The organism is Lentimicrobiaceae bacterium (assembly GCA_023227965.1).
In the GTDB taxonomy this organism is placed as follows: domain Bacteria; phylum Bacteroidota; class Bacteroidia; order Bacteroidales; family JALOCA01; genus JALOCA01.
The window spans coordinates 47,224-72,884 of record JALOCA010000005.1 but is presented as its reverse complement, the minus strand read 5'-3'; the positions used below and the strand labels follow the sequence as shown (position 1 = coordinate 72,884).

Genomic DNA, 25,661 nt, shown 5'->3' with positions numbered 1-25,661 from the left:
ATATCTGATGTTATGAAGTACAAAACTTTATTATACATTTTGCTTTTTGCATTTTTTGCAGCCTGCAAACCCGAAATTGATGATTTTGCTCCCTCGAAAGGTGATGCCGATTTTACCCGCTATGTTGCCATTGGCAGTTCGTTTACTGCAGGCTTTGCCGATGGAGAATTGTACAAAACCGCACAACAGTATTCCTACCCCAACATCCTGGCTTCTCAGTTACAAAAAGTAGGAAGTGGAACTTTTAACCAGCCTCTTATGCTTGATGATCTCGGATTTGGTTCTAAAAAAGTGCTAGGTTATTTTACCGATTGCCTGGAAGCCACTTCCCTTAGCCCATTACCCGCCGGAGGTACTCCCAATGTACAGAATTTTGAAAGCATAAAAAGCCAGGGTCCTTTTAATAATATGGGCGTTCCGGGTGCCAAATCATTTCATTTGTTGGTAGAAGGGTATGGATTGCGGAATCCTTATTTTGGCCGTTTTGCAACAGATGCCTCTTCAACCACTGTACTGCGCGATGCTATTGTGCAAAATCCTACTTTCTTTTCGTTAGGATTAGGCGACTATGATGTGCTTAGCTATGCTTTGGCAGGGGGAGAAGCCGACAGCATTACCAATCCCGTAGCTTTCGGACAATATATAGGATATATTCTTCAGCAGCTTACTGCTAACGGAGCCAAGGGTGTTATTGCCAATGTCCCTGACATCACCGGGTTTCCATTTTTTACTACCATTCCTTACAATGGATTAGTACTGAAGGAGCAAGCAAAGGTTGATGCTTTAAATGCTGCCTATGCTGTTTTAGGCATCAGTTTTCAACTTGGGGAAAACGGGTTTATTATCCAGGATCCGGCTGCACCCGCGGGGTTACGGCAAATACAAGCGGGAGAACTTTTGCTGCTAACTCTTCCTCAGGATTCTATAAAATGTGCCGGCTGGGGCAGCCAAAAACCTATTCCTATAAAATACGTGCTCGACGCTACGGAAATTTCAGAAATTACTTCTGCTATTACGGCGTATAACCAAACTCTGACTACCCTTGCCGGGCAGTTTGGTCTTGCCTATGTTGATATGAATGCTTATATAAAGAATATTGCAAATGGTATGGTGCTTGATGGGGTAACCTTTACCTCAAAATTCATTACCGGAGGATTTTTTTCTCTTGACGGAATCCATTTCAATCCCCGGGGAGCCGCCTGTACAGCCAATTTTTTCATTGAAGCCATCAATCTAAAATATAATGCAAATATTCCAAAAGTCAATGTTACAAATTTTCCTGGTGTAATTTTCCCATAATACCAGCAAAATAAAAATACTGCAACCGCCGGGAATTATTCTTTGGCGGTTTTTTGTATTCCTTTTTTAAATGGCTGATAATGACTTATTGTAAGGCAGATAAGTAAAAAGTTTTTCCGATAAATTGTTAATTTATAAAGGATATTCTATATTTGCAGACTCAAAAATGAAAAGAAAATAAACTTAATAAAAACAATAAAAAATGCGAAGTAAAGGTGCGATTAAAGTATTTGCAATTTCTTTTGCCCTTGTATGTCTTTTCCAACTTTCATTTACATTTCTTACTACTAATGTAGAAAAGAAAGCCCGGAATTATGCCATTAGTGAAACCAGCAAGACAATTGCCAAAAAATTAGCCAAAGGAGATGCAATAAAAGAAATGCTGCTCTTCGACTCAGTTTCTCTTGCCCGTGAGAATTACTATTTGGATTCAATGAAAAGTCAGGTGATTTACAATATTCTGGTAAGAAAATACACCTATCAGGAATGTAAAGAAAGAGAAATTAACCTGGGGCTCGACCTGAAAGGCGGGATGAACATTACACTCGAAGTTTCCGTAATTGACATTATCAGAGCATTGTCTGGCAACAGTACCAATCCTACATTCCAGAAAGCCCTGAACCTTGCTTCCGAACGTGAAAAAAACAGTACAAAAGACTTTGTTACTCTTTTTGGTGAAGCTTTTGCTGAGGTTGACCCCAACGCTAAGTTAGCCGCCATTTTCACTTCCCCCGAATTCAGAGACAGGATCAATTATAATTCGACCAACGTTGAAGTATTAAAAGTGATACGTGATGAATCTAATGGTGCTATTGACCGTACCTTTAATATCCTGCGTACCCGTATTGACCGTTTTGGGGTTACCCAGCCCAATATCCAGAAGTTACAGACTGCAGGTCGTATCCTGGTAGAATTACCCGGTATAAAAGATCCGCAACGTGTACGTAAACTTATGCAGGGAACTGCAAAACTTGAATTCTGGGAAACCTATAAATTTACAGAGCTGGCTCCTTTTTTCGAAGAAGCTAACAAAAAGCTCAAATCAATGGTAAACAGCGACGGCACTCTTACGTACACTGCCGATTCTACCGCCAAAAAAGATACATTAGTAAACGATACGACAGCAAAAACTGCTAACGTTACGAAAGAAATTTCTAAAACAACCCGGCCTTCTGACAAGAAAAAACAACCCCAAACGGCAAAAGATACCGTTAAGGGAAAACCTTCTCTTTTATCGAAAATTGACTCAGGAAAGGCAGATACATCTGCTACAGCAAAAGGGAAAAAATCTTTTGCGCAATATGCCAAAGATAACCCCCTGTTTGCCTATCTGACTCCTGCCTTTTATCAAGACAACAAAGGTCAGTTTTTCCCGGGTGAAGGTGCTGCTGTTGGATATGCCCAAATTAAAGACACTGCACATATCAATCATTTGATTAAAGTAGTGAAAAATGTATTTCCTAGGGATTTGAAACTGGCATGGACAGTAAAACCTAACCCCGAACGTCCTGAAGTCCTCGAACTGGTTGCCTTAAAAATTACTACCCGTGAAGGAATTGCTCCGTTAGGCGGAGACGTAATTACAGATGCCCGCCAGGATTATGACCAGAACGGACGCGTAGAAGTTAGTATGAGCATGAATAACGACGGGGCTCGTACATGGAAACGTATCACTGGTGAAAACATAGGGAAACAGGTTGCGATAGTTCTGGATAACTTCGTGTATTCCTATCCCAAGGTTAACGATGAAATTCCTAACGGACGCTCTTCTATTTCAGGAACTTTTACAGTAGAAGAAGGAAAGGACCTTGCAAATATACTGAAAGCAGGTAAACTACCGGCTCCTGCTAAAATTGTGGAAGAAGCCGTAGTTGGTCCTACACTGGGTAAAGAAGCCATCAACGCAGGTGTTTGGTCGTTTGTTGCGGCATTTGCCCTTACTCTGTTGTATATGATATTTTATTATAACCGTGCCGGTATGGTTGCCAATGTCGCACTTTTTACCAATATGTTTTTTGTATTTGGTATCCTGGCTTCACTGGGTGCGGTACTTACTCTTCCCGGTATTGCTGGTATAGTTCTTACCATCGGTATGGACGTTGATAAGAACGTAATTATTTATGAACGTATCAGGGAAGAAATCAGGGCAGGAAAGGGCATACGTCTTGCTATCGACGACGGGTACAAACATGCACTTACGGCAATCATTGACAGTAATATTACTACTTTGTTAACAGGTATTGTGTTGTACATATTTGGTTCCGGACCTATTCAAGGTTTTGCCACCACGCTTATCATCGGTACTCTCAGTTCATTGTTCTGTGCTATCTATATCACAAAACTCATTTTTGTTTGGATGATGGATAAAAACATCAAAATTGATGTATGGAACAACATAACCAAAAATATACTTACCAAAGTAAATTTTGACTTTATCGGGTTACGCAAAATATTTTATATCGTATCTTTCTCATTAATGGTTATCGGTGTCATATCTCTTTCTTTCCGTGGCTTAAGTTACGGTATTGATTTTCTCGGTGGACGCAGCTATGTGGTACGTTTTGATAAAAATGTGCGGACAGATGATGTTCGTGATGCTCTTACAAAAAAGTTCGGAACAACTCCCGAAGTAAAAACTTTCGGTCTCAGCGACCAGGTAAAAATTACTACATCTTATCTTATAGATAACCAATCTATACAGGCTGACTCCATAGTCGAAACCAAACTATTTGAAGGGTTAAAACCTTTTTATACTTCTTCTATCAGCCGCGAGGATTTTATGTCGCATTCAGAAAAGAAAGTACTTGGTAAACTCAGCTCGCAAAAAGTAGAGCCTACCATTGCATACAGTTTGCTGGTTAAAGCATACTATGCGGTATTCTTCTCTTTGTTGATTATTTTCGGATACGTGGCTATCCGTTTCCGCAAATGGCAATGGGGACTTGGAGGTGTGGTTTCATTATTCCACGATGCATTTATTGTTGTGAGTGTATTCTCCCTTTTTTACGGAATACTTCCTTTTACACTCGACATTGACCAACATTTTATCGCAGCCATCCTTACGATTATTGGTTACTCTATCATGGATACAGTAATTATTTTCGATCGTATCCGTGAATATACCAATATGTATCCTAAACGCGATTTGCATACGAATATGAACGATGCCATCAATCATACCCTTAGCCGTACCCTGAATACTTCGGGTATTACCTTTATGGTATTACTTGCCATGTTCATTTTCGGAGGGGAAGTTATCCGTGGATTTGCTTTTGCCCTTATGCTGGGAGTTGTAATCGGAACTTATTCCTCGGTATTTAACGCTACGCCAATTGCTTATGATCTCATTATGTGGAGAAGTAAAGTAAAGGAAAACAAAGCACTGCAAAGCAAAAAGTAAACTATTTAGCTTTAATCAAAAGAATTCCTCGGGGCTTGCCCCGGGGTAAAAGAGGGTAGTTTGAAAGCCTAAGGTTTTCGATACGCTTGAAAAGCATAAATTTGCTGAATGGATGAACATATCTACAAACGGCATAACAAAACACTTCTTTTGTATCATTTGGTTTTTCCGGTGAAATATAGACGGAAGGTGATAAGTGGGCCGATCGGTGAGGCGATTAAAGAGATCAGCCTGGAGATTGGTGATCGTTTTGAAATTGAGTTTGTTGAGATTGGCACAGATGAAGACCACATTCATTTTTTGGTTCAGGGGGTACCGACGATGTCTGTAGAACAGATTATAAGGATCATAAAAAGCATCACTGCCCGAGAGATTTTTCACAGATTTCCAGAAGTTAAGAAAGCATTGTGGGGTGGCAGTTTCTGGACAAGTGGATACTATGCGAATACGGTTGGTCAATATGGCAACACGGAAGTTATAAAGAAGTATGTTGAGAATCAGGGCAAAAAATACAATCAATTGCATACTCAACAGCTTAGTTTTTGGTGATCTTTTTTAAGATACCTCGGGGCTTGCCCCGGGGTCATTCATTAAAAAAGCCGCCTGTTTCCAGGCGGCTTTTTTTATTCTCCAAGGTTTGCAATGTACCAGTGGATAAAAATTATTTGGGGTAGATTGTTCACTTCCGTTCACCACTTGTTCATAATAAGCAAAATATACGGATGTTGATAAGCAAAATATATATTAAGTATATGTAAAACAGATAAATATAATTTATGGCACGATTGATGACATAATAAAGCCAACCAAACATGAAAATAAACCAAAAAACAATGGAGGATTAAACCATGAAAAAATTAATGCTTTTTGCCATTCTCGCTGTGGTAAGCTTTGCTACTTTTGCAGGCGTACCCAAATTCAGTTATGTCCTTACTTCTAAAGGCATAGTGTATGCTACAAAACTCAACATGGGTATGTACAACACCCGCATAGTAACCTCTGATGGTGAACGCAGGAGTATCAACAATGATGACATTTATGGATACTGCAAAAACGGAAACGTTTACATGAAAATGCCCGAAATGCAGGACAACAAGCCCACAGGTAAAACTGTTTGGATGGAATTACTTGCCGTAAGAAACGGGTTTTCAATTTACAAATACGACAGTTTTTTACCTTCCGGGCAAGCGGTAACCGATTTTTATATTTTTGAAGATGAGCGATATGTGCTGCAATTGGATGAAAAAAATACTGCCAATGTACTTTCTTTCTTCGGATTGAAATAATTTAACCAACCAAAACCATGGAAAACCGCTGTTGATCTATACAGCGGTTTTTTTTGTTAAATACAGCAAGAGCAGCATCTATTGTTTTTCGCCGATTTCTTCTTATTTTTGGAAATTATTTATTTTTTATGGTTCCGCTTTCTGTTGTCATCATCACCCTGAACGAAGAAAAAAACATCGGCAGATGTATTGATTCGGTTAAAGAAATAGCCGACGACATTGTAGTAGTAGATTCTTTTTCCACCGATAAAACAAAGGAAATATGTATTGCAAAAGCGATTCGCTTTGTGGAACAAGATTTTTTAGGATATATCGAACAAAAGAATTTTGCCAATACACAGGCTAAATATCCACACATTCTTTCGCTGGATGCTGATGAAGCCCTTAGCCCTGAACTGATACAATCCATCAAAAACATAAAAAGCAACTGGAAAGCCGATGGCTATACCATGTACCGGCTGACTAATTATTGTGGCAAATGGATATATCACTGTGGCTGGTATCCCGATACCAAACTCAGGCTATGGGACAGCCGGAAGGGCAAATGGACAGGTATCAATCCGCACGACCGGTTTGAAATGAGAAAAGATGCTGCTATTTTTCACCTTAATGGTAACCTACTGCATTATTCCTATTATACTTTTGACGATCACCTGCAACAGGTACAGAAATTTTCTACTGTTGCAGCCAAAGCAATGCACGAGAAAGGCATTAAAAGCAGTATTTGTAAAATTCTGTTTAAGCCTTTGGCAAGGTTTATAAAGATTTATATAGTAAAACAAGGTTTTCGCGACGGCTACTATGGCTACCTCATTGCCCGTGTATCGTCTTTTGCTGTTTTTTTGAAATATGTAAAGCTTTTTTCTTTGCAAAAAGGAACAAAAAGCAGCAGGCTATGACCATTATCCATGTTTCTACCCCAGACACCTGGCGTGGCGGTGAGCAGCAGGTGGCATATCTTGCCACAGAATTTGCCGTTTTAGGTATTCCACAGGTAGTGGTTTGTCCGCTGAATTCTCCGCTGGAAAAATTCTGCCGGGAAAAAGGGATTACGGTTTCGACTTTTCGCTGCCGCATCTTTTTCAAGCTCTGGCTTGCTTACCGGCTTACCTGCCTCTGCCGGAAATATGCCGGAGCTATTCTGCATACCCACGACAGCCATGCCCATACTGCAGCTGTCATTTCGGCTTTCTTTTTTTTGAACAAGGCTCCGTTGGTGGTTCACCGCAGGGTGGATTTTCCCATCGGGAAAAATGTTTTTTCACAGGTTAAATATAACCATCCTGGAGTAAAGAGAATACTTTGCGTGTCGGACAAGATCAGGGAAATCACTGGAAAGGACATCCGGAACAAAAAAAAGTTGGTAACCATTTATTCAGGCATTGACCTGCAACGTTTTGCCAAAGCCAATAGCCATGGTATTTTACGGAAACAATACCAACTTACTGAAAAAAATTTGCTCATCGGTAATGTCTCAGCAATTGCCCCACATAAGGACTATTACACTTTTGTGGATACGGCAGAGCTCCTTTCGCAAATTAATCCTGATTTCCGGTTTTTTATCATCGGCGACGGACCGGAAAAGGAAAATATTCGTAATTATATTTGTAAAAAAGGTTTGGAAAACCGCATCATACTTACCGGATTTTTATCCAATATTCCCGAAATACTGCCCGAATTGGATGTATTTTTAATTACATCGGAAACAGAGGGATTGGGAACCACTTTGCTGGATGCATTTGCCTGCCGGGTTCCGGTGGTAGCAACGGCAGCCGGAGGAATTCCCGAAATTGTCCGCGATAGAGTTACCGGATTGCTGGCACCCGTAAAAGCTCCTGAAAAACTTGCCAGCGCTGTTTTAACGTTACTCAACGAGCCACAATTAAAGGAAAATCTGATTGAAAATGCATTTTTGCTTTTACAGGATTTTTCCACAAGCGAAATGGCAAAAAAAACACTCCAAATTTACAAGGAGGTAATAAAGCATCAATAATCTATAAAAAAATAAACACAAATGCTTATTTTTGTAAAACAGTAGAAATTGTTACCGTATTGTAGTAAAAAATGCTTGAAGTATACAGATTAGTATTCATTGTATAAAAGATATTACAGCAAAAATACAAAACATAGAAATCAGAATTAGCCATTTTACTAAATTTGTTTTTAAATAACCTAAAAATAATATTTTATGAAAACAATTGACAATTATAATTTTACGACTAAAAAGGTATTAGTTCGTGTTGATTTTAACGTGCCATTAGACGATAGCCAGAAAATTACCGATACCACCCGTATAGATACGGCTTTACCCACTATTAAAAAAATATTGGCTTCCGGGGGAGCTGTTATTCTTATGTCGCACCTTGGCAGACCTAAAACCGGAACTGAAAATAAACTTTCGCTGAAACATGTGTTGACATACCTTAGTGAAAAGTTGGAAATAGCGGTGAAATTTGCTAACGATTGCATCGGACAGTCCGCCGTTGAACTTTCCGCCGGATTGCAGCCTGGTGAAGTACTACTGCTTGAAAATCTTCGTTATTATGCTGAAGAAGAAGGAAAACCACGTTTGCCCGAAACGATTACCGAAGAAGAAAAGAAAGCTGCAAAAGCAGCAATGAAGGAATCCCAGAAAAATTTCACAAAAAAACTGGCTGCACTTGGCGATTGCTATGTAAATGATGCTTTCGGAACGGCTCACCGCGCCCATGCTTCCACAACCCTGATTGCTGAATATTTTCCTAACGATAAAATGTTCGGGTACCTGATGGAAAGCGAAGTGAAAGCGCTGCAAAAAGTGCTTGATTATTCCGAACGTCCGTTTACTACCATTCTGGGCGGAGCTAAGGTTTCCTCCAAAATAGAAATCATCAACCACCTGATGGACAAGGTTGATAATCTTATTATAGGTGGAGGAATGACTTATACTTTTATTAAAGCCATGGGCGGAAAAGTAGGTGGCTCGCTGGTAGAAAACGACTTTGTGGAATTGGCAAAAAATATCCTGGAAGGGGCTAAGGTAATGAATGTTAATATTCTACTTCCTGTTGACAATGTGGTTGCCAATGCTTTTGCCAATGATGCCGAACGCCAGATTTGCTCTTCACACGAGGTGCCTGATGGCTGGATGGGATTGGATATTGGCCCGGAAAGCATAAAATTATTTGAAAAAACCATCATGGATTCCAAAACCATTCTTTGGAATGGTCCTATGGGCGTATTTGAATTGTGCAACTTTGAAAAAGGAACCAAAGCGATTGCGCAGGCGATTGCCAAAGTTACCACAAACGGAGCCTATTCGCTGGTAGGTGGTGGTGATTCAGTATCTGCAATTAATCGTTTTAAACTTTACGATAAAATTAGTTATGTATCTACTGGTGGTGGAGCGATGCTCGAATACATTGAAGGAAAAGTTCTTCCGGGTGTAAAGGCTATTTTAGAATAAAATGTCCGGAAATGTAACCGGAATCATTCTTGCCGGCGGTAAAAGCAGCCGAATGGGTAACGATAAGGCATTTGTTAAATACAAAAACAAATATTTGATTGAATATGCCATCGAAGCACTAACAGAAGAATGCTCTGATATCCTGATTAGTGCCAACGATGACATTTATTCCCAGTTTGGTTTCCTGGTGATTGAAGACATTTTTCCCGATACAGGTCCTATGGGCGGCATTTATTCCTGCCTGAAACATTCTTCCTGCGAAAGGAACGTGGTTTTGCCATGCGACATGCCAGGAGTGTCGGCTGAATTGGTACGATATCTTCTTAGCTTTGCCGAAGGTGAAAATACAATTGTAGCAGAATCAGTTGATAATAAAATAGAGCCTCTTTGTGCTGTTTACCATAAAACCACCCTCCCGGTTTTTGAAAAATTTCTCCGGCAGGAAGAATATGCGATGAATAAACTGCTTAATGCCTTGCAGGTAAAAAAAGTATGTATCAGTGAGGATATTTCTTTTTACAGGAGAAAAATTTTCTGGAACATCAATACCTTTGATGACCTTATTTGCTGAACATGGAAAAGGTATGATAAAAGAAGAAAAACCCCATCATTCACTTCCCGATATTTGGCTGAAAGCCTCCGTAATCGGTGGTTTGTGGGCTTCGGTGGAAATAATCGTAGGTAGTTTTTTGCATAATTTACGGATTCCATTTGCCGGCTCCATACTTGCTGCTTTCGGAGTGATGGTATTGGTTGCATTTTCAAGAATATGGAAAGAAAAAGGATTGTTTTGGAGGGCTGGTTTGGTATGTGCACTGATGAAATCCATTTCGCCCAGCTCGGTAATATTGGGTCCCATGATAGGGATCATGCTCGAAGCCCTGTTACTCGAATTTACCACAATTATTGCCGGAAAAAATCTTGCAGCAATGATAGTCGGAGGCGTTTTGGCGGTTTTAAGTGCCTTGATGCATAAAATTTTCAGCCTTCTGGTACTTTATGGATTCAATGTGCTGAAAATTTACCTGAATATTTTCTATTTTGCCTGTAAACAATTGGGAATTCAACACGGAGATCCATGGGCGGTTGTAAACGCACTGATAAGTATTTATGTTATTTTGGGTGTTTTAGCTTCAATTACTGGTTGGTTGATTGGAAACAAAGCCCGGAAATTTAAAAATGAACCTCAAAATATCTTAATAAAAAATGCGGATAACAGGGATATATTTCTTTTAAATTCTGAACAAACTTTTAGTTTGTTCCTGTTTATTTTGAACCTACTTTCGATACCTATAGGACTGATTTTGTTGGAATATACTAAACTGTGGATAGGCATGACTTTTATTGTCCTTTATTTGGCTTTTTGTATATTTTATTATAAATCAGTAATAAAAAGATTAAAAAAACGTATATTTTGGATTCAGTTATTAATACTGACGTTGCTGTCAGGAATATTTTGGAGAGAAACAGCATTTAAAGAAGGAATAATCCATTGGCAGGGAGTGATGGTCGGCATTGAAATGGATATAAGGGCTATTTTGGTGGTCATAGGCTTTTCTTCCATCAGCATCGAATTAAAAAATCCTCTGATCAAAGCCTTTTTATTTAAAAGAGGATTAAAAAATATCTATTTGTCTGTTTCTCTTGCATTCAACAGTCTTCCTGCTATGATACAGCAACTTGCAGCACCCAACACTTTTTTCAGGCATCCATTTCGTTCTCTTGCGAAAACAGTTCTTTATGCCGGCGAGTGGTTAGAGACCTTCAGGGAAAACAGTAAAAATATTTCTAAACAGTAAAATTTATATTTTTTCTAAATAGAAATATTATACACTTGATAATCATTTTTTAATAAATATCTATTTAAGATAAAATATTTATTTCCAACATATTGATACCGTTGCAGAAGCCTTTTCAGGCTTCGACGATACTCAGTCTGACAACTGATTAATAGTAGGTTGTAATTTTGGGCATAGTCGGAAAATAAATAAAACGCAACTTTTGCAACAGTCTCATATTTACAAATATTATATATATTTGGTAAGCAAAAGTTATTGTTATACCTTTGTTTTGAAGTTACTTAAATATATATAAATAAGTATATATATTATTATTCAAAAATATATGAAGACCAGGAGACAATTTATTAAAATATCTGCCATGGGCATAGGTGGACTTGCCCTTGCTGGTGGAGGCTTGCAATGGGTAAAGGGATCATCAGTTTTACAGGGAATTGCAGGAGGATTGCTCTCTTCCAAAAATACAGCATCGCGTACCCCGACTTATTGCGAAGTCTGTTTCTGGCAATGTGCTGGCTGGGTTTATAAAAATGATGAGGGAAATATTTGGAAAGTTACAGGAAATGAGGATGATCCACATTGTAATGGCCGACTTTGTCCACGAGGAACCGGTGGCGTTGGAATGTATTACGATAGCGACAGGCTGAAAACTCCTCTCATCCGAACTTCCGAACGGGGAAAACAGTTGTTTCGGGAAGCAACCTGGGACGAAGCCTTTGAGTACATCGCAAAGAAAATGAAAGAGATAGCTACTAAGCATGGACCGGAGAGCATAGCTTTATTTAAACATGGTTCCGGCGGCAGGTATTTTACAACCTTGTTAAATGCCTTTGGTACAACAAATATTGCCGTTCCTTCTTATGCCCAATGCAAAGGACCGAGGGAAACAGCTTTCCTTGCTACTTTCGGTACAGAATTGCATTCTCCGGAACCTCTCGACATCCGCAATTCAAAATGTCTGGTGCTTATTGGTTCTCACCTCGGTGAAAACATGCACAATGGGCAGGTACAGGAAATGTCGGATGCCATAGATAAAGGTTGCACAGTGATTACCGTTGATCCACGTTTTTCCACAGCCGCAGGTAAATCCAAATTCTGGCTGCCAATTAAACCCGCTACTGACATTGCCCTTCTTCTTTCCTGGATTCATGTTTTGATAAAGGAAAGCTGGTACGACAAAGCCTATGTGGAGAAATATACTAATGGTTTCGATGAACTTGCAAAGTATATTGAACCTTTTACACCGGAATGGGCGTATGGCATTACCACCATTGTTCCCGATGTAATTCGCAAAACGGCAAAAGAAATGTACAATGCTTCTCCGGCTGTTTTGGTACATCCTGGTCGCTACGCAACCTGGTATGGAGATGATGTACAACGTATTAGGTGTATTGCTATTTTAAATGCCCTGTTGGGTTCCTGGGGTCGCAGGGGTGGATTTTTCTTTCCTGATTATGTGCAGGTTCCTGAAATCTCTTTGCCAGAATTTCCAAAGCCCGCCTGGAGTTGGGAAGATGCCAATGCCGGACGTTATCCTTTGGCAAACGCCGGTGTTACCAATGCATTGGTGGAAGCTTCCATCCCGGAAAAAGGAAAGGATAAATTGATAAAAGGATGGTTTGTAATAGGTACAAATCTGATCAACACCCTTCCCGATAAGGCGAAAACACTGAAAGCAATTCAGAACCTCGATTTGCTGGTAACTATTGATACCATGCCGATGGAAATTTGTGGTTTGGCAGACATTGTACTTCCGGAATGTACTTATATTGAACGTTATGATGATATCCGGGCTGCGGAACAGCGTATTCCAGCAATCGCATTGCGCATGCCAGCTACCGAGCCACTTTACAGCACTAAACCAGCTGCCTGGATGGCACGCCAACTGGCAAAAAAATTAAATCTCGAAGCCTATTTCCCTTTTGAAACTATTGAAGAAGAGATAGATTGGAAACTTAAACGGTTGGGTACCTCACTTGAAGAAATGAAAAAAATCGGGGTGAAGGTTTTCCCTCGTCAGGAAGAAAATCTGTACCTGACCGAAGGCGCTGAAATGATTTTTGATACGCCTTCTGGCAAAATAGAATTGTATTCCACTTTGCTTGCATCTACCGGCTTTGATCCACTTCCGGTTTATACTTTTCATCCTGAACCACCACAGGGATTTTATCGTTTAAATTTTGGCCGTGCACCCATGCATACTTTCAGCCGTACTGCTAATAATCCGTACCTTGCTGATCTGATGGATGAAAATGTTCTTTGGGTAAATCCTAAAACGGCAAAAGAATGGAGTCTGAAAAAAGACCAGTATGTATATTTGCAAAATCAGGATGGAGTGGTTTCTTCTTTCTCGATAAAAGTACGTATTACCGAGCGAATTCGTTGGGATAGTGTGTACATGGTACATGGATTTGGACATTCTAATAAAAAATTAAGCCGTGCTTACGGACGTGGTATAAGCGATTCTGAATTGATTACCAATGTGATGACCGACCCCGTGATGGGTGGAACCGGAATGCGTGGGAATTTTGTAACCTTTAAATTAAATAAGGAGGTGAATGTATGAGATACGCAATGGCAGTAAATACAAAAAAATGCGTAGGATGCAGCGATTGTGTAGTAGCCTGTCAAACAGAAAATAATGTTCCGATTGGGTATTGCTGCGATTGGGTTGTGGAAATTACTGACGGAGTCTACCCGAAGTTGGAAACCGAAATCCGTTCCGAAAGATGTAACCATTGTGCCAATGCACCTTGTGTAAGGTGTTGTCCTACAGGCGCCAGTCATTACGAAGAAGGTGGCACTGTTTTGGTAACTCACCACCGTTGCATTGGTTGCGGAGCCTGTATCGCTTCCTGCCCTTATGATGCAAGATATACTCATCCTGATGGTTACGTTGGCAAATGTACATTTTGCCTTGAAAACAGGGTGAAGAATGGAATGGATCCCGCCTGCGTTTCTGTTTGTCCTACCAAATGTTTGTATTTTGGAGATTTGGATGATCAGAACAGCCCGGTTTCGCAGATGTTGAAAAACCATAAATGGAAAACACTGCTTCCGGAAGCTGGAACAGACCCTCAACTTTATTTTTTAATTTAAAATGAAGGTATTATGAAAGAAGAACTCATTGTCAGCGGTCGTATGAACCCTTATATTGACCCTCAGTTAAATATATGGCATTGGCAGATACCTCTTTACTTATTTTTAGGGGGACTTGCTGCTGGGATTCTTTTTTTTGCTGCGCTTTATACCATCTTAGGCAAAGAAAAAAACTACCATGTTACTACAAAAATAGCTCCATTTTTAACTCCAATAATCCTCATTATTGGACTTATAGCATTGTTTTGGGATTTAAAACATAAATTATATTTCTGGCAGTTGTATACCACTATTCGTTTGCAATCACCAATGTCGTGGGGAGCTTGGACGCTAATGCTGGTAACGCCTTTGTCTTTTATCTGGTGTGCATTAAATATTAAGGAAATTTTTCCTTCATGGAAATGGAAATATCTGTGGCTGCAGAAATTAGAAGATTTGTTCAGGAAATATATTCTTACCGTCTCCTGGATAATGTTGATTTCTTCTATTATTCTGGGCGTTTACACCGGAATACTTTTGTCTGCTTTCAACGCTCGACCACTTTGGAATACCTCTATTTTAGGGCCTTTATTTCTTACCTCTGGTCTTTCGGCTGGAGCAGCGGCGATAATAATAATGAGCAAATCATATTTAGAAAAAGTTAGTTTGGCAAAAATTGACCTTATGCTTATTGGTGTCGAGCTATTTTTGATAATTCACATGTTTATGGGCTTTCTGTCGAGCACACAGGTACAAATAGATGCAGCTCGTCTTTTTCTTGGCGGTTCTTGGACTGCTCCGTTCTGGTTATTTGTGGTTGTGTTGGGAATGATTTTCCCGGCTGTCCTTGAAATTCTGGAATTTCGTAAATTCAAAGTTCTGACTTACCTTGCCCCGGCTTTGATTTTATTTGGAAGCCTGATGCTTCGTTTCATCATTGTTTATGCAGGTCAGGAAAGCAGGTGGTTATATTAATATATAGAGTAGTAGTATTTTAAATATAATATTTAAATAAAAAAATATGGAAAAGAAAACAAAATATATGAATCCTTATCTTGCAGGAGTACTACTTGGATTGGTTTTGCTGGCTGCAAATTTTATTGCAGGAAGAGGTTTGGGAGCAAGCGGAGCCTTGAAAAGTACAATTGTAGCAGGAGTACAAACGGTAGCTCCTGTACATGCTTCTTCTGCAAAGTTTTATAAAGAATATACTGCATCTCATCCGGGAAATCCATTGAATTCCTGGTTGGTTTACGAAATGCTCGGCGTTATAGTTGGCGGATTTCTTTCAGGTGTAGTTGCGCATAGACTTAAACTAAAAGTGGAACATTCGCCCAAAATTACTTCCCGCAAACGTTTAGTCCTTGCATTAATAGGCGGAATACTTTTTGGATACGGTGCCCAGTTCGGGAGAGGTTGTACCAGCGGTTCGGCACTTAGCGGAATGGCTGTACTTTCATTAGGTGGTTTTCTTTCAATGATTTGCATTTTTGGAACAGCCTTTGCCTTTGCTTATTTCTTTCGTAAAAATTGGATTTAGTTAAATTTAACATTGTTTTGATTATGGGACCTTTAATTGTAAATGAAATAATATCAGAAAATACGAACCTGTTTCTTGCTTTTTTCATTGGCTTGGGATTTGGCTTTGTTTTGGAACAGGCAGGCTTTTCTTCCAGCCGTAAGCTGGCAGGTGTTTTTTATGGATACGACACTGTAGTGCTGAAAGTGTTTTTTACCGGAGCTATCACTGCAATGTTGGGAATGCTATTTTTCAGCCTTTTCGGATGGCTGGATCTTAGTTTGGTATTTGTTAACGAAACCTATTTATACTCAACCATTGTTGGTGGAATAATCATGGGTATAGGATTTATCATCGGAGGTTTTTGCCCTGGGACAGGAATTTGTGGCGCTGCCATCGGAAAAATAGATGGTATGGTATTCGTAATTGGCTTGTTTTTAGGAATATTCATTTTCGCAGAAGCCTATCCCTTAGAAGAGGGTTTGTATATGGCTAAGTTTTTAGGGTCACCAAAAATTTCCGACTTTTTTGGTCTTTCCGACGGGTTGATGGCATTGCTTGTAATTATTGCAGCGGTAGTTATGTTTTGGGCCGGAGAATGGGCTGAAAAGAAATTTCCGAGAGAAGAGTATTAAAATAATTTTAAAAAATACGTTATGGAAAAATATTTCAAACCACGTGTAATATTATCTGTTGTTATTGTTTCTCTGGCTCTTATTATTGCTGCTATACCTAAAAATACCACGCAGCCAAATAAGTTTTCAGCCGATAAGTTGTTGGAAGAAATACAGGCAGGTAACCAATTTATTACAACAGATGCTGTTGCAGAAATGATTGTTAATAAAGATCCTTCGTTGCAGCTAATAGATGTTCGCAGCAAAAAGGAATTTGATAAATACAGTCTTCCGGGAGCAATTAATATTCCGCTGAGTAGTTTGCTATCTTCTGAATTTGAAGATATATTTAACCAAGGCGCCAAAATGAATGTTTTTTACAGCAACGGCACTTTGCAGGCGGATGAAGCCTGGATGATTACACGACAATTAGGCTATGTTAATAATTATGTTTTACAGGGAGGCTTAAACTATTGGGTAGAAACCATTTTAAATCCATCTGTACCTCCTGCCACAAGCCCTGACGATGAGTTTGTTAAATATGATTTGCGTAAAGGTGCTTCTATGGTGGTTGGCGGAAGTTCTGCTGTTCAGATGCCTTCTGCTAAGGTTGTACCTACTTCAGTAGCCAAGCCGGCATTGATGAAAAAAACGAAAAAGAAAGGTGCATCCGGAGGCTGTTCTTAGCAATCGTATAAGTTTAATTCCTTTTATCAGCTTGTTTTACTGAATTAAGTCGAAACAGGTTTTTTTATTCATTATCAATGATATTTTTTGAAATTGAAGTTTTTTTGAAGTTCATTTAACTTTTAATTTTAAAATTTTGCCAATCCGGGTTATTTACTTTCATTTTTTTTTGCCAATCTAAGTGTTTTGGATTATATACTTTTTGATATATTCGGTGAAATAAAGTACTTTTGCTGTCCTTTTGTAATTTAAATCATTTACACGATGAAAAACAAGTATATCGATTTGATTGAACAAACATTTGACTTTCCACAGAACGAGTTTCATGTTGTTGATAATGAATTATATTTTAATGATATTCCTTTGATGGATGTTATCAAACAATACGGAACTCCCTTAAAAATATCCTATTTGCCCAAAATTTCGCACCAGATTCAGAAGGCTAAAAAGATGTTCAATGTGGCAATGGCAAAAGCCGACTATAATGCAAATTATCACTATTGTTATTGCACAAAGAGTTCCCACTTTTCATTTATACTTGAAGAAGTACTCAAAAATGAGGTGCATATTGAAACTTCATCTGCTTTTGATATACCTATTATAGAACAATTACATGAAACCGAACTTTTTAAAAAGGATAATTTTATCATTTGTAATGGGTTTAAACGTCCGCAATATATTGAAAATATTTGTAACTTAATCAATAATGGTTTTATAAATACCATACCTATCCTGGATAATAAATTCGAATTAGACAAATATTCAGAATTACTTACTGAAGATTGTAAAATAGGTATTCGGATTGCTGCGGAAGAAGAACCTAAGTTTGAATTTTATACTTCGAGATTAGGCTTTCGATATACTGACATTATTCCATATTATCTTGAGAAGATTAAACCTAACTCCCGTTATCAGTTAAAGATGTTACATTTCTTTATTAATACCGGGATAAAAGATTCTGCTTACTTTTGGAATGAGCTGTCGCGCTGCGTAAATTTATATTGTGAGTTAAAACAAGTGTGCCCTGAGCTGGATTCTTTAAACATAGGCGGAGGCTTCCCTATTAAAAATTCTTTAAGCTTCGACTTTGATTATGAATATATGGCTGAAGAAATCATTGCACAGGTAAAAAGTGTTTGCGAAAGAAATAAAACACCCGAACCCGATATTTTTACTGAATTCGGTTCCTATACCGTTGGAGAAAGCGGTGCAACACTGTATTCTATCATTGACCAAAAACAACAGAACGACCGTGAGCTCTGGAATATGATTGACAGTTCATTTATGACCACTTTGCCGGATACGTGGGCGGTAAATCAAAAATTTATTTTGTTAGCAATCAATCATTGGGACAATGAGTATGAAAGGGTATTTCTTGGGGGACTTACCTGCGACAGTGAAGATTATTACAATGCGGAAGCCCATTCCAATGCCATATTTTTACCCAAATTACGTGCTGAAGAACCTTTATATTTGGGATTATTTCATACGGGAGCCTACCAGGAATCCATAGGTGGTTATGGTGGCATTCAACATTGCCTGATTCCTGCACCCAAACACATTATTATTGATTTGGATGAAGAAGGTGAATATACTACTAAATTATTTGCTAAAGAACAGAGTCACAAATCTATGCTGAAAGTGCTCGGATATTAGTTTTGTATAAATGAAAATTGTAGTATTTTTATACCTTCAAAAATACAGATGATAATTTAAAATTATTGTGATGAATTATGGTGGACTTCCGGAAGAATTTTCCAAACAGGATTCTTCCAAAATAGTGATATTACCCGTACCTTATGATGGAACCAGTACTTGGATAAAAGGAGCGGATAAGGGTCCTGCTGCTTTAATTGAAGCATCGGAAAATATGGAAATTTATGATATTGAAACCGATAGCGAAGTGCATACAAAAGGTATTTTTACAGCTCCTTTTGTTAAGGCAGAAAGACGTCCTGAAAAAATGGTTCAGAAAGTATATGAACAAACAAAACAGTATCTTAAAAAAAATAAATTTACTGTTGTTATCGGAGGAGAACATTCGGTAAGTATTGGTACGATAAAAGCCCATGCAGAAAAATATGATGAACTTACTATAGTGCAATTTGATGCACATGCAGATATGCGTGATGAATACGATGGAAGCCAGTACAACCATGCTTGCGTAATGGCGAGGGTGAAAGAAATGGGGTTACCTGTTATGCAGATAGGTATTAGAAGTATGAGCGTAGAAGAACGTGAAAAAATTGAATCGGATCGCGTTTTTTATGCCGATAGAATTATTGACAATAAATCGGCATTTATGTATGAAATGCTTAATAAACTTACCCCAAACGTGTACATCACTTTTGATCTTGATGTATTTGATCCTTCTGTCATGCCGGCTACAGGAACACCTGAACCCGGTGGTCTTGGGTGGTACACAATACTTGATATATTGAAATCTGTTTTTGCAAAAGCCAATGTTGTCGGCTTTGATATCGTGGAATTATGTCCAGTAAAATATAACAAGGCTCCAGAATTTTTGGCTGCAAAACTTACTCACCAGATGCTTACTTTTAAATTTATTAACCATATTGAATAAAATTTTTATTCTAAAATGAAAAAAAGCGACCTACTGAAAAACATTGTACAGCATATTGACATTAAATCTATTGATACTACATCTTTAATTAATGCCATGCGCGAAATGTCGTTTACATCGCGGGACACGGCTTCTGCTGCTGATATTTACGATCGTATGATCAATGAAAATGATTGTACTATAATACTTACACTCGCAGGGAGTACCAGTGCGGGTGGCTGCATGCAAGTGTATGTTGACATGGTTAAAAATAAAATGATAGATGTAATAGTGGCTACAGGTGCCTCCATAGTGGACATGGACTTTTTTGAGGCATTAGGTTACAAACATTACAAAGGAAGCCCCTATGCCGATGACAAGCAGCTCCGTGCGCTGTATATTGACCGCATTTACGATACCTATATTGATGAAAAAGAATTACAAAACTGCGATTCTGCTGTAAAAACCATTGCAGATTCCTTAGAAAAGCGACCTTATTCTTCCAGGGAATTTATCCGCGAAATGGGAAGATACCTTACCAAACATTCGGTAAAAAAAGACTCCCTTGTACAAGTAGCATTCGAAAATGATGTGCCGATTTTTTGTCCGGCTTTTACCGATAGCAGTGCCGGTTTTGGCTTGGTAAAACACCAATGGGAAAACCCTGGCAAACATGTTTCCATTGACTCTGTTAAAGATTTTCTGGAGCTCACAAAGATAAAAATGGCAGCACCCATTACCGGATTATTTATGATAGGAGGGGGGGTGCCTAAAAACTTTACTCAGGATACTGTAATTTGTGCAGAGATTTTAGGGAAAGAAGTTCCGATGCACAAGTATGCCGTTCAAATTACCGTTGCAGATGTCCGTGATGGTGCCTGTTCCAGTTCAACCCTTAAAGAGGCTTCTTCCTGGGGCAAAGTGGATACTGTGTACGAACAAATGGTGTATGCTGAAGCTACTTCTGTTTTACCATTGATTGCCAGCTATCTTTACCACAAAGGAGATTGGCAAAAAAGAAACTTTAAATGTTGGGGAAAATTATTTGACGAAGCAAAAATATAGGAATTTATTAAATATTTATTTGTGAAATTATTTCAGTAATGTATTATCATTATTAAATTATTTACACAAAACCTACAAACACTCACTAAATTCATTAAAAACAGGCAAGAAATAATTATTGCTTTGATATGGGAAAAAGCAAACGTAAATATTTGAAATTATTTAAAATATTTTTTAAATGGTTGCTATATTTGTCTGGTGGATATTTTTTGATTCTTATCATTTTGGCCTTTACTACACTTCCTTTTTGGGTATTTTTTTATTTTGGGACCTATCACTCTACAATTACACAGCCCCCTGATTTTATTGTGGTACTCGGTGGTGGCGGAATGCCCAGCCAGGATGGATTAATCAGAACCTACCATGCAGCATGCCTGGCTGAAAAATTTCCGGAATCAAAGGTAATTATTGCATTGCCAGGCGATATGAAAGATAGTACCAGCGCAATTCGTTTGATGAAAAGGGAAATGATAATCCGGGGAGTATTCACTGAGCGTATTGTATGTGAGGTAAAAGGTACAAATACCCGTTCGCAGGCTATTGAAATTGCAGGCTATTTACAAGGGAAAATCGTAAAAAACCCGATTACAATCGTAACTACTCCCGAACATATGATCAGGGCAATAAAAACTTTTGAAAAAGCTGGATTTAGCAACATAAACGGCTTCCCGGCATTTGATAAAGGAATTGAAGCCGATATTACATTTAATGATACGAAACTGGGTGGGGAAAAAATACTGATTCCTTCAATAGGAAAAAATCTGCAGTTGCGTTACCAATTTTGGAATCACCTGAAGTTTGAACTTATCATAACCCGTGAAATTTTCGGCATAGCCTATTATAAACTTAGAGGTTGGATATAATTGTACCGGATTGCTTTTTATTTTTGTTAGTTCATAACATAATTTTTCATGGAAAATTATCCAGTTAAGGTTTTATTAGCTTTTGGTGAGACTTTTGATAATAACGATGCTTTATATAAATGGTTGTTAAACAATGGCTATCCTGAGCTTGCTGCTTTGTCTTCCTGCATAAGGGGGAGCCGGGAAGCCTTCCAATGGTTGATGGTGAATGGGTATCCGCAACTTGCTGCACTCGACAACGCCATTGATAATGATGTTAAAGCCTTGTTATGGCTAAGACAACATAATTTTGATTTTCTGGTAGTTTTTGCCAATGCATGCAATCGGGATCCGGAAGCTATTGCTTTTCTACGTCAAAATGACCTGGAAATTTTTATCCATCTTTCCCATAAAATAAATCAATTTCGCGATAGCCAACATTTCGACTACCATAAACTACATTTTTAGATTATTTCAGAAAAATATCGGTGATGGTAAATGCTGCAAAGACTAAGCTGGCTATACCGTTGGTTGTAAAAAATGCAAGATTTAAATGGCTCAGATCATTGGGCTTTACTAAGAGGTGTTGATAAATAAGCATTCCGATGAACAGGAATGCACCTCCAAAATATATGTTTCCAAAATTTCCGAACCAACCGGCAAACAGGGTTAACCCTGCTGACAAAATGTGTAAAAAAATAGAAATCCGCAAAGCACCTGTTATCCCCAGAAATGCAGGAATAGATTTTAATCCGTTTGATTTGTCAAATTCATAGTCCTGAAGCGAATAAATAATATCGAATCCCGCAACCCAGGTTAATACCAATGCAGAAAAAATCAAGGGCAGAACATCAAAACGGGAAGTAACAGCTAAATAAGCTCCGATAGGAGCTAAAGATAATCCTAATCCCAGCAAAAGATGCGACAGACTGGTAAACCGCTTGGTATAACTATATCCTAAAATTACCAGAAGGGCAACCGGAGAAAGAATCAAACATAGTGAATTGATAAATCCAGTAAAAATAACAAAAATGATACTGTTGATAATAACAAAATTAAGAGCCGAGAAAGGTTTGATTATTTGTGATGGTATTTCGCGAAATGCTGTTCTTGCATTCGATTTATCATATTCCCTGTCAATAAACCTGTTGAATGCCATTGCTGCATTACGTGCAAAAAACATACAACCAAGTAATAATAAAAATAACTTCCATTCAAAGGGATGCTGTGGATTAATGGAAATACAATATCCTATAAATGCAAAGGGCAATGCAAAAATTGTATGTGCAAATTTTACCAGCGACAGATAATTCGAAACTTTAGTAAAACAGATTTTATTCATTTTTTTGATTTCAGATGCAAAAATACACATTACCGTGTAATAATTATTTGTATCTTTAACCAACCGTAATTTCCCCGGATCAATTTGTTGATTTATTGTATGCTAAACTTCAGTTATATAAAACGATACATGCATTATTTTCTGCATGCTGTTTCAAAATACCATATTCATTCTCCTTTTGTTTTCGAGTTGCTTTCAAAAGTTTTCGATGATAAATATCAGTATCCTGATTATGCAAAAATCGGAAGCATCCGAAATGAAATGATGGAAAGTACCCGCCTAATTGAAGTAAATGATTTTGGGGCAAAATCGCAGAATAAGCCATACACTACGAGTTATCAAACGCTAAGACAAATTACAAGAAATACTTCCATACGCCCTAAATTTGGCGAACTGATATATCGTTTGGTTAAAAATACCGAACCGGAGATTTTGCTCGAAATGGGAACTTCACTTGGTATCAGTTCTCTGTATCTTGCCCTTGCCGCACCCAACAGCAGATTGTACTGCATGGAAGGTTGCTCAAATAAAGCCGGAATTGCTCTTGAAAATTTTGAAAAACTGAAAATACAGAATATTTCACTTAACGTGGGGCATTTTGACCATATTCTACCGGAAGTGCTCCAATCATTGCCTGCTGTTGACATTGTATTTATTGACGGAAACCACCGTTATGAACCCACCGTAAGGTATTTTGAAACAATTTTACCTAAAACCCGTAGTAACACGATCCTTATTTTTGACGATATTCATTGGTCAGAAGACATGGAAAAAGCCTGGTTGGCAATTTGTAATCATCCTGCCGTTACTCTTACGCTCGATGTTTTTTTTATGGGTTTTGTTTTTTTTAAGCAGGGGATAACAAGACAGAATATTCTGATTCGTTTTTAATACTTTTGTTTGATTTTACTTAACCTCAACTTGATGGAAAAAGAAGTTATCAATCTGAAAAATATCGTTAAGAACTACAGGGTGGGAACCGAAATTGTAAGGGCACTCCGTTCAGTTTCACTTACCATTTACAAAAATGAATTTGTTGCCCTTATGGGTCCTTCCGGGAGCGGAAAATCTACATTGATGAATATTCTCGGATGTCTTGACACCCCTACTTCGGGACATTATTTTCTAAACGAACAGGATGTGAGCCGGCTCAACGACAACCGCCTTGCCGAAATCCGGAACAAAGAAATCGGTTTTATCTTCCAAACGTTTAATCTGCTTCCCCGTTCCACTGCGCTGGATAATGTAATGCTTCCGCAAATTTATGCAGGCATAGGAAAAAACGAGAGAATGATATGGGCGAGAAAAGTTTTGCAGCATGTACAACTCGACGACCGCATCAACCACAAACCTAATGAACTTTCAGGCGGTCAACGGCAAAGAGTTGCTATAGCAAGGGCATTGGTAAACCAACCCTCCATCATACTTGCTGACGAACCTACCGGTAACCTCGATTCAAAAACCTCAATAGAAATAATGGGCTTGCTGGAAGAAGTGCACAAAGCCGGGAATACCATCATTGTTGTAACCCACGAAGAAGACATTGCACGGCACTCGCATCGTATTATCCGGCTGATTGACGGGCAAATTGCTTCCGATGAATTGAACGAAAAACCCAGAACAATGGAATTTTACCAGGAACAACAAAAATAATATGCATGAACAACGAATGGAAGATATACACAAAAACAGGGGATAAAGGCGAAACCGCTTTGATTGGCGGAAAAAGAGTTAAAAAATACGACCTCCGGATAGAAGCATACGGTACTGTAGATGAATTGAATTCCTATATAGGGCTGCTGAGGGATCTTATAAACGAAGCCCACTTGCAAGATGTGCTTTTCAAAATTCAACAACATCTTTTTATAGCAGAATCACTGTTGGCAACCGATACTGCCCCTCCCGACAAAATTCTACCTTTTCTTTCAGAAGACGATGTGCGATTTCTCGAACAGGAAATAGATTCCATAAATGCGAATCTGCCGGTTTTAAAAAATTTTATTTTACCCGGAGGACATCCTTCTAATGCATTTTGTCATGTCGCCCGCTGCGTATGTAGGCGTGCCGAACGCATTACGGTGCACCTTGCTGAGAAAACCAAAATAGACAATAATGTTATTAAATACCTCAACCGACTTTCTGATTATCTTTTTGTATTAGCCCGTAGAATTTCACAAATAGAAAATGCAACCGAAATTCTTTGGATACCAAAAGCATAGGTCGTTTACATGAATCTGAATTCTTTTTTTTAAAAAAATATTGAAAATTTATTAAAAATCATACTTTTGCAAAAAATTAACCAAATTCTTCATAATGTACTGGACACTTGAATTAGCTTCAAAATTAGAAGATGCTCCATGGCCTGCTACCAAAGAAGAGCTGATAGATTACAGCATTCGCTCAGGTGCTCCGATGGAGGTTATTGAAAATCTAATGGAAATAGAAGATGAAGGTGAAATTTATGAAAGCATCGAGGACATTTGGCCCGATTATCCCTCAAAGGAGGACTTCTTCTTTCACGAAGACGAGTACTAAGATACAAATGCGGTACACCTCAGTATCGCATTTGTTTTTCCCTTTTCCTGATTGGATAAAATCGTAAGCTGACTTTGGGTGTAATCAATCCAACTTATTGCCAATTTGCCAAACTTGCGCTTTTGGCACGGTTTTCATGCAAGGGTTAAAAAATTAATCTAAATTTGCAGCTTTCTGCACTATTAAA

25 protein-coding genes are annotated in these 25,661 nt (G+C 38.4%); 24 read left to right on the top strand and 1 reads right to left on the bottom strand.

Annotated elements, in window-relative coordinates:
* The first annotated feature begins 12 nt into the window (after positions 1 to 12).
* The 20 genes from M0R21_02995 (at position 13) to M0R21_02900 (ending at position 22,065) form a co-directional block, all read left to right on the top strand.
* A complete protein-coding gene (locus tag M0R21_02995; GenBank protein MCK9616781.1) occupies positions 13 to 1,299 on the top strand; it encodes a hypothetical protein in 1,287 nt (428 codons plus the stop codon).
* Between the two features lie 202 nt (positions 1,300 to 1,501).
* Positions 1,502 to 4,699, top strand: a complete 3,198-nt coding sequence (gene secDF / locus M0R21_02990; GenBank protein ID MCK9616780.1) for a protein translocase subunit SecDF — start codon at positions 1,502 to 1,504, stop codon at positions 4,697 to 4,699.
* A 108-nt stretch (positions 4,700 to 4,807) separates the two neighbouring features.
* On the top strand, positions 4,808 to 5,248 hold the full coding sequence (tnpA, locus tag M0R21_02985) for an IS200/IS605 family transposase (protein MCK9616779.1): 441 nt from the start codon (positions 4,808 to 4,810) through the stop codon (positions 5,246 to 5,248).
* Between the two features lie 299 nt (positions 5,249 to 5,547).
* On the top strand, positions 5,548 to 5,985 hold the full coding sequence (locus tag M0R21_02980) for a hypothetical protein (GenBank protein ID MCK9616778.1): 438 nt from the start codon (positions 5,548 to 5,550) through the stop codon (positions 5,983 to 5,985).
* Positions 5,986 to 6,113: 128 nt separating this feature from the next.
* Complete coding sequence (locus M0R21_02975) at positions 6,114 to 6,884, top strand: glycosyltransferase family 2 protein (protein MCK9616777.1); 771 nt, start codon at positions 6,114 to 6,116, stop codon at positions 6,882 to 6,884.
* Positions 6,881 to 7,978 carry a glycosyltransferase family 4 protein gene (locus M0R21_02970; GenBank protein ID MCK9616776.1) on the top strand — a complete coding sequence of 366 codons (1,098 nt, stop codon included), beginning with the start codon at positions 6,881 to 6,883 and terminating at the stop codon, positions 7,976 to 7,978. The genes M0R21_02975 and M0R21_02970 overlap by 4 nt, the downstream gene beginning before the upstream one ends.
* Positions 7,979 to 8,173: 195 nt before the next feature.
* On the top strand, positions 8,174 to 9,430 hold the full coding sequence (locus M0R21_02965) for a phosphoglycerate kinase (GenBank protein MCK9616775.1): 1,257 nt from the start codon (positions 8,174 to 8,176) through the stop codon (positions 9,428 to 9,430).
* 1 nt (position 9,431) lies between these two features.
* Positions 9,432 to 10,001 (top strand): molybdenum cofactor guanylyltransferase, encoded by a 570-nt coding sequence (locus tag M0R21_02960; GenBank protein MCK9616774.1) that lies wholly within the window; start codon positions 9,432 to 9,434, stop codon positions 9,999 to 10,001.
* Between the two features lie 13 nt (positions 10,002 to 10,014).
* Positions 10,015 to 11,229, top strand: a complete 1,215-nt coding sequence (locus M0R21_02955) for a hypothetical protein (protein MCK9616773.1) — start codon at positions 10,015 to 10,017, stop codon at positions 11,227 to 11,229.
* Between the two features lie 325 nt (positions 11,230 to 11,554).
* On the top strand, positions 11,555 to 13,795 hold the full coding sequence (locus M0R21_02950) for a molybdopterin-dependent oxidoreductase (protein MCK9616772.1): 2,241 nt from the start codon (positions 11,555 to 11,557) through the stop codon (positions 13,793 to 13,795).
* A complete protein-coding gene (locus M0R21_02945) occupies positions 13,792 to 14,328 on the top strand; it encodes a 4Fe-4S dicluster domain-containing protein (protein MCK9616771.1) in 537 nt (178 codons plus the stop codon). Before M0R21_02950 ends, M0R21_02945 begins: the two co-directional genes overlap by 4 nt.
* Before the next feature lie 12 nt (positions 14,329 to 14,340).
* Positions 14,341 to 15,282, top strand: coding sequence for a polysulfide reductase NrfD (gene nrfD, locus M0R21_02940; GenBank protein MCK9616770.1), 942 nt, complete (start codon positions 14,341 to 14,343; stop codon positions 15,280 to 15,282).
* 46 nt (positions 15,283 to 15,328) lie between these two features.
* Positions 15,329 to 15,847: a YeeE/YedE family protein gene (locus tag M0R21_02935; protein MCK9616769.1), complete on the top strand. Its 519-nt coding sequence runs from the start codon at positions 15,329 to 15,331 to the stop codon at positions 15,845 to 15,847.
* Positions 15,848 to 15,870: 23 nt separating this feature from the next.
* Positions 15,871 to 16,461, top strand: coding sequence for a YeeE/YedE family protein (locus M0R21_02930; protein ID MCK9616768.1), 591 nt, complete (start codon positions 15,871 to 15,873; stop codon positions 16,459 to 16,461).
* Positions 16,462 to 16,482: 21 nt separating this feature from the next.
* Positions 16,483 to 17,127, top strand: a complete 645-nt coding sequence (locus M0R21_02925; protein ID MCK9616767.1) for a rhodanese-like domain-containing protein — start codon at positions 16,483 to 16,485, stop codon at positions 17,125 to 17,127.
* Positions 17,128 to 17,391: 264 nt separating this feature from the next.
* A complete protein-coding gene (locus M0R21_02920; protein ID MCK9616766.1) occupies positions 17,392 to 18,783 on the top strand; it encodes an arginine decarboxylase in 1,392 nt (463 codons plus the stop codon).
* Positions 18,784 to 18,853: 70 nt separating this feature from the next.
* Positions 18,854 to 19,711 (top strand): agmatinase, encoded by an 858-nt coding sequence (gene speB / locus M0R21_02915; GenBank protein MCK9616765.1) that lies wholly within the window; start codon positions 18,854 to 18,856, stop codon positions 19,709 to 19,711.
* 15 nt (positions 19,712 to 19,726) lie between these two features.
* On the top strand, positions 19,727 to 20,755 hold the full coding sequence (locus M0R21_02910) for a deoxyhypusine synthase (GenBank protein MCK9616764.1): 1,029 nt from the start codon (positions 19,727 to 19,729) through the stop codon (positions 20,753 to 20,755).
* Positions 20,756 to 20,907: 152 nt separating this feature from the next.
* Positions 20,908 to 21,618, top strand: coding sequence for a YdcF family protein (locus M0R21_02905; protein MCK9616763.1), 711 nt, complete (start codon positions 20,908 to 20,910; stop codon positions 21,616 to 21,618).
* Positions 21,619 to 21,666: 48 nt separating this feature from the next.
* Positions 21,667 to 22,065, top strand: coding sequence for a hypothetical protein (locus M0R21_02900; protein MCK9616762.1), 399 nt, complete (start codon positions 21,667 to 21,669; stop codon positions 22,063 to 22,065).
* 1 nt (position 22,066) lies between these two features.
* Here M0R21_02900 and ubiA read toward each other — a convergent pair whose 3' ends face one another.
* Positions 22,067 to 22,939, bottom strand: coding sequence for a putative 4-hydroxybenzoate polyprenyltransferase (gene ubiA, locus M0R21_02895; GenBank protein ID MCK9616761.1), 873 nt, complete (start codon positions 22,937 to 22,939; stop codon positions 22,067 to 22,069).
* A 129-nt stretch (positions 22,940 to 23,068) separates the two neighbouring features.
* Between ubiA and M0R21_02890 the strand changes: the two genes are divergently transcribed.
* The 4 genes from M0R21_02890 (at position 23,069) to M0R21_02875 (ending at position 25,474) form a co-directional block, all read left to right on the top strand.
* Positions 23,069 to 23,830, top strand: coding sequence for a class I SAM-dependent methyltransferase (locus M0R21_02890; GenBank protein MCK9616760.1), 762 nt, complete (start codon positions 23,069 to 23,071; stop codon positions 23,828 to 23,830).
* Positions 23,831 to 23,863: 33 nt separating this feature from the next.
* A complete protein-coding gene (locus tag M0R21_02885; GenBank protein ID MCK9616759.1) occupies positions 23,864 to 24,592 on the top strand; it encodes an ABC transporter ATP-binding protein in 729 nt (242 codons plus the stop codon).
* A gap of 5 nt (positions 24,593 to 24,597) precedes the next feature.
* Positions 24,598 to 25,158 carry a cob(I)yrinic acid a,c-diamide adenosyltransferase gene (locus M0R21_02880; GenBank protein ID MCK9616758.1) on the top strand — a complete coding sequence of 187 codons (561 nt, stop codon included), beginning with the start codon at positions 24,598 to 24,600 and terminating at the stop codon, positions 25,156 to 25,158.
* Positions 25,159 to 25,252: 94 nt separating this feature from the next.
* Complete coding sequence (locus M0R21_02875) at positions 25,253 to 25,474, top strand: DUF2795 domain-containing protein (GenBank protein ID MCK9616757.1); 222 nt, start codon at positions 25,253 to 25,255, stop codon at positions 25,472 to 25,474.
* The last annotated feature ends 187 nt before the right edge of the window (positions 25,475 to 25,661 follow it).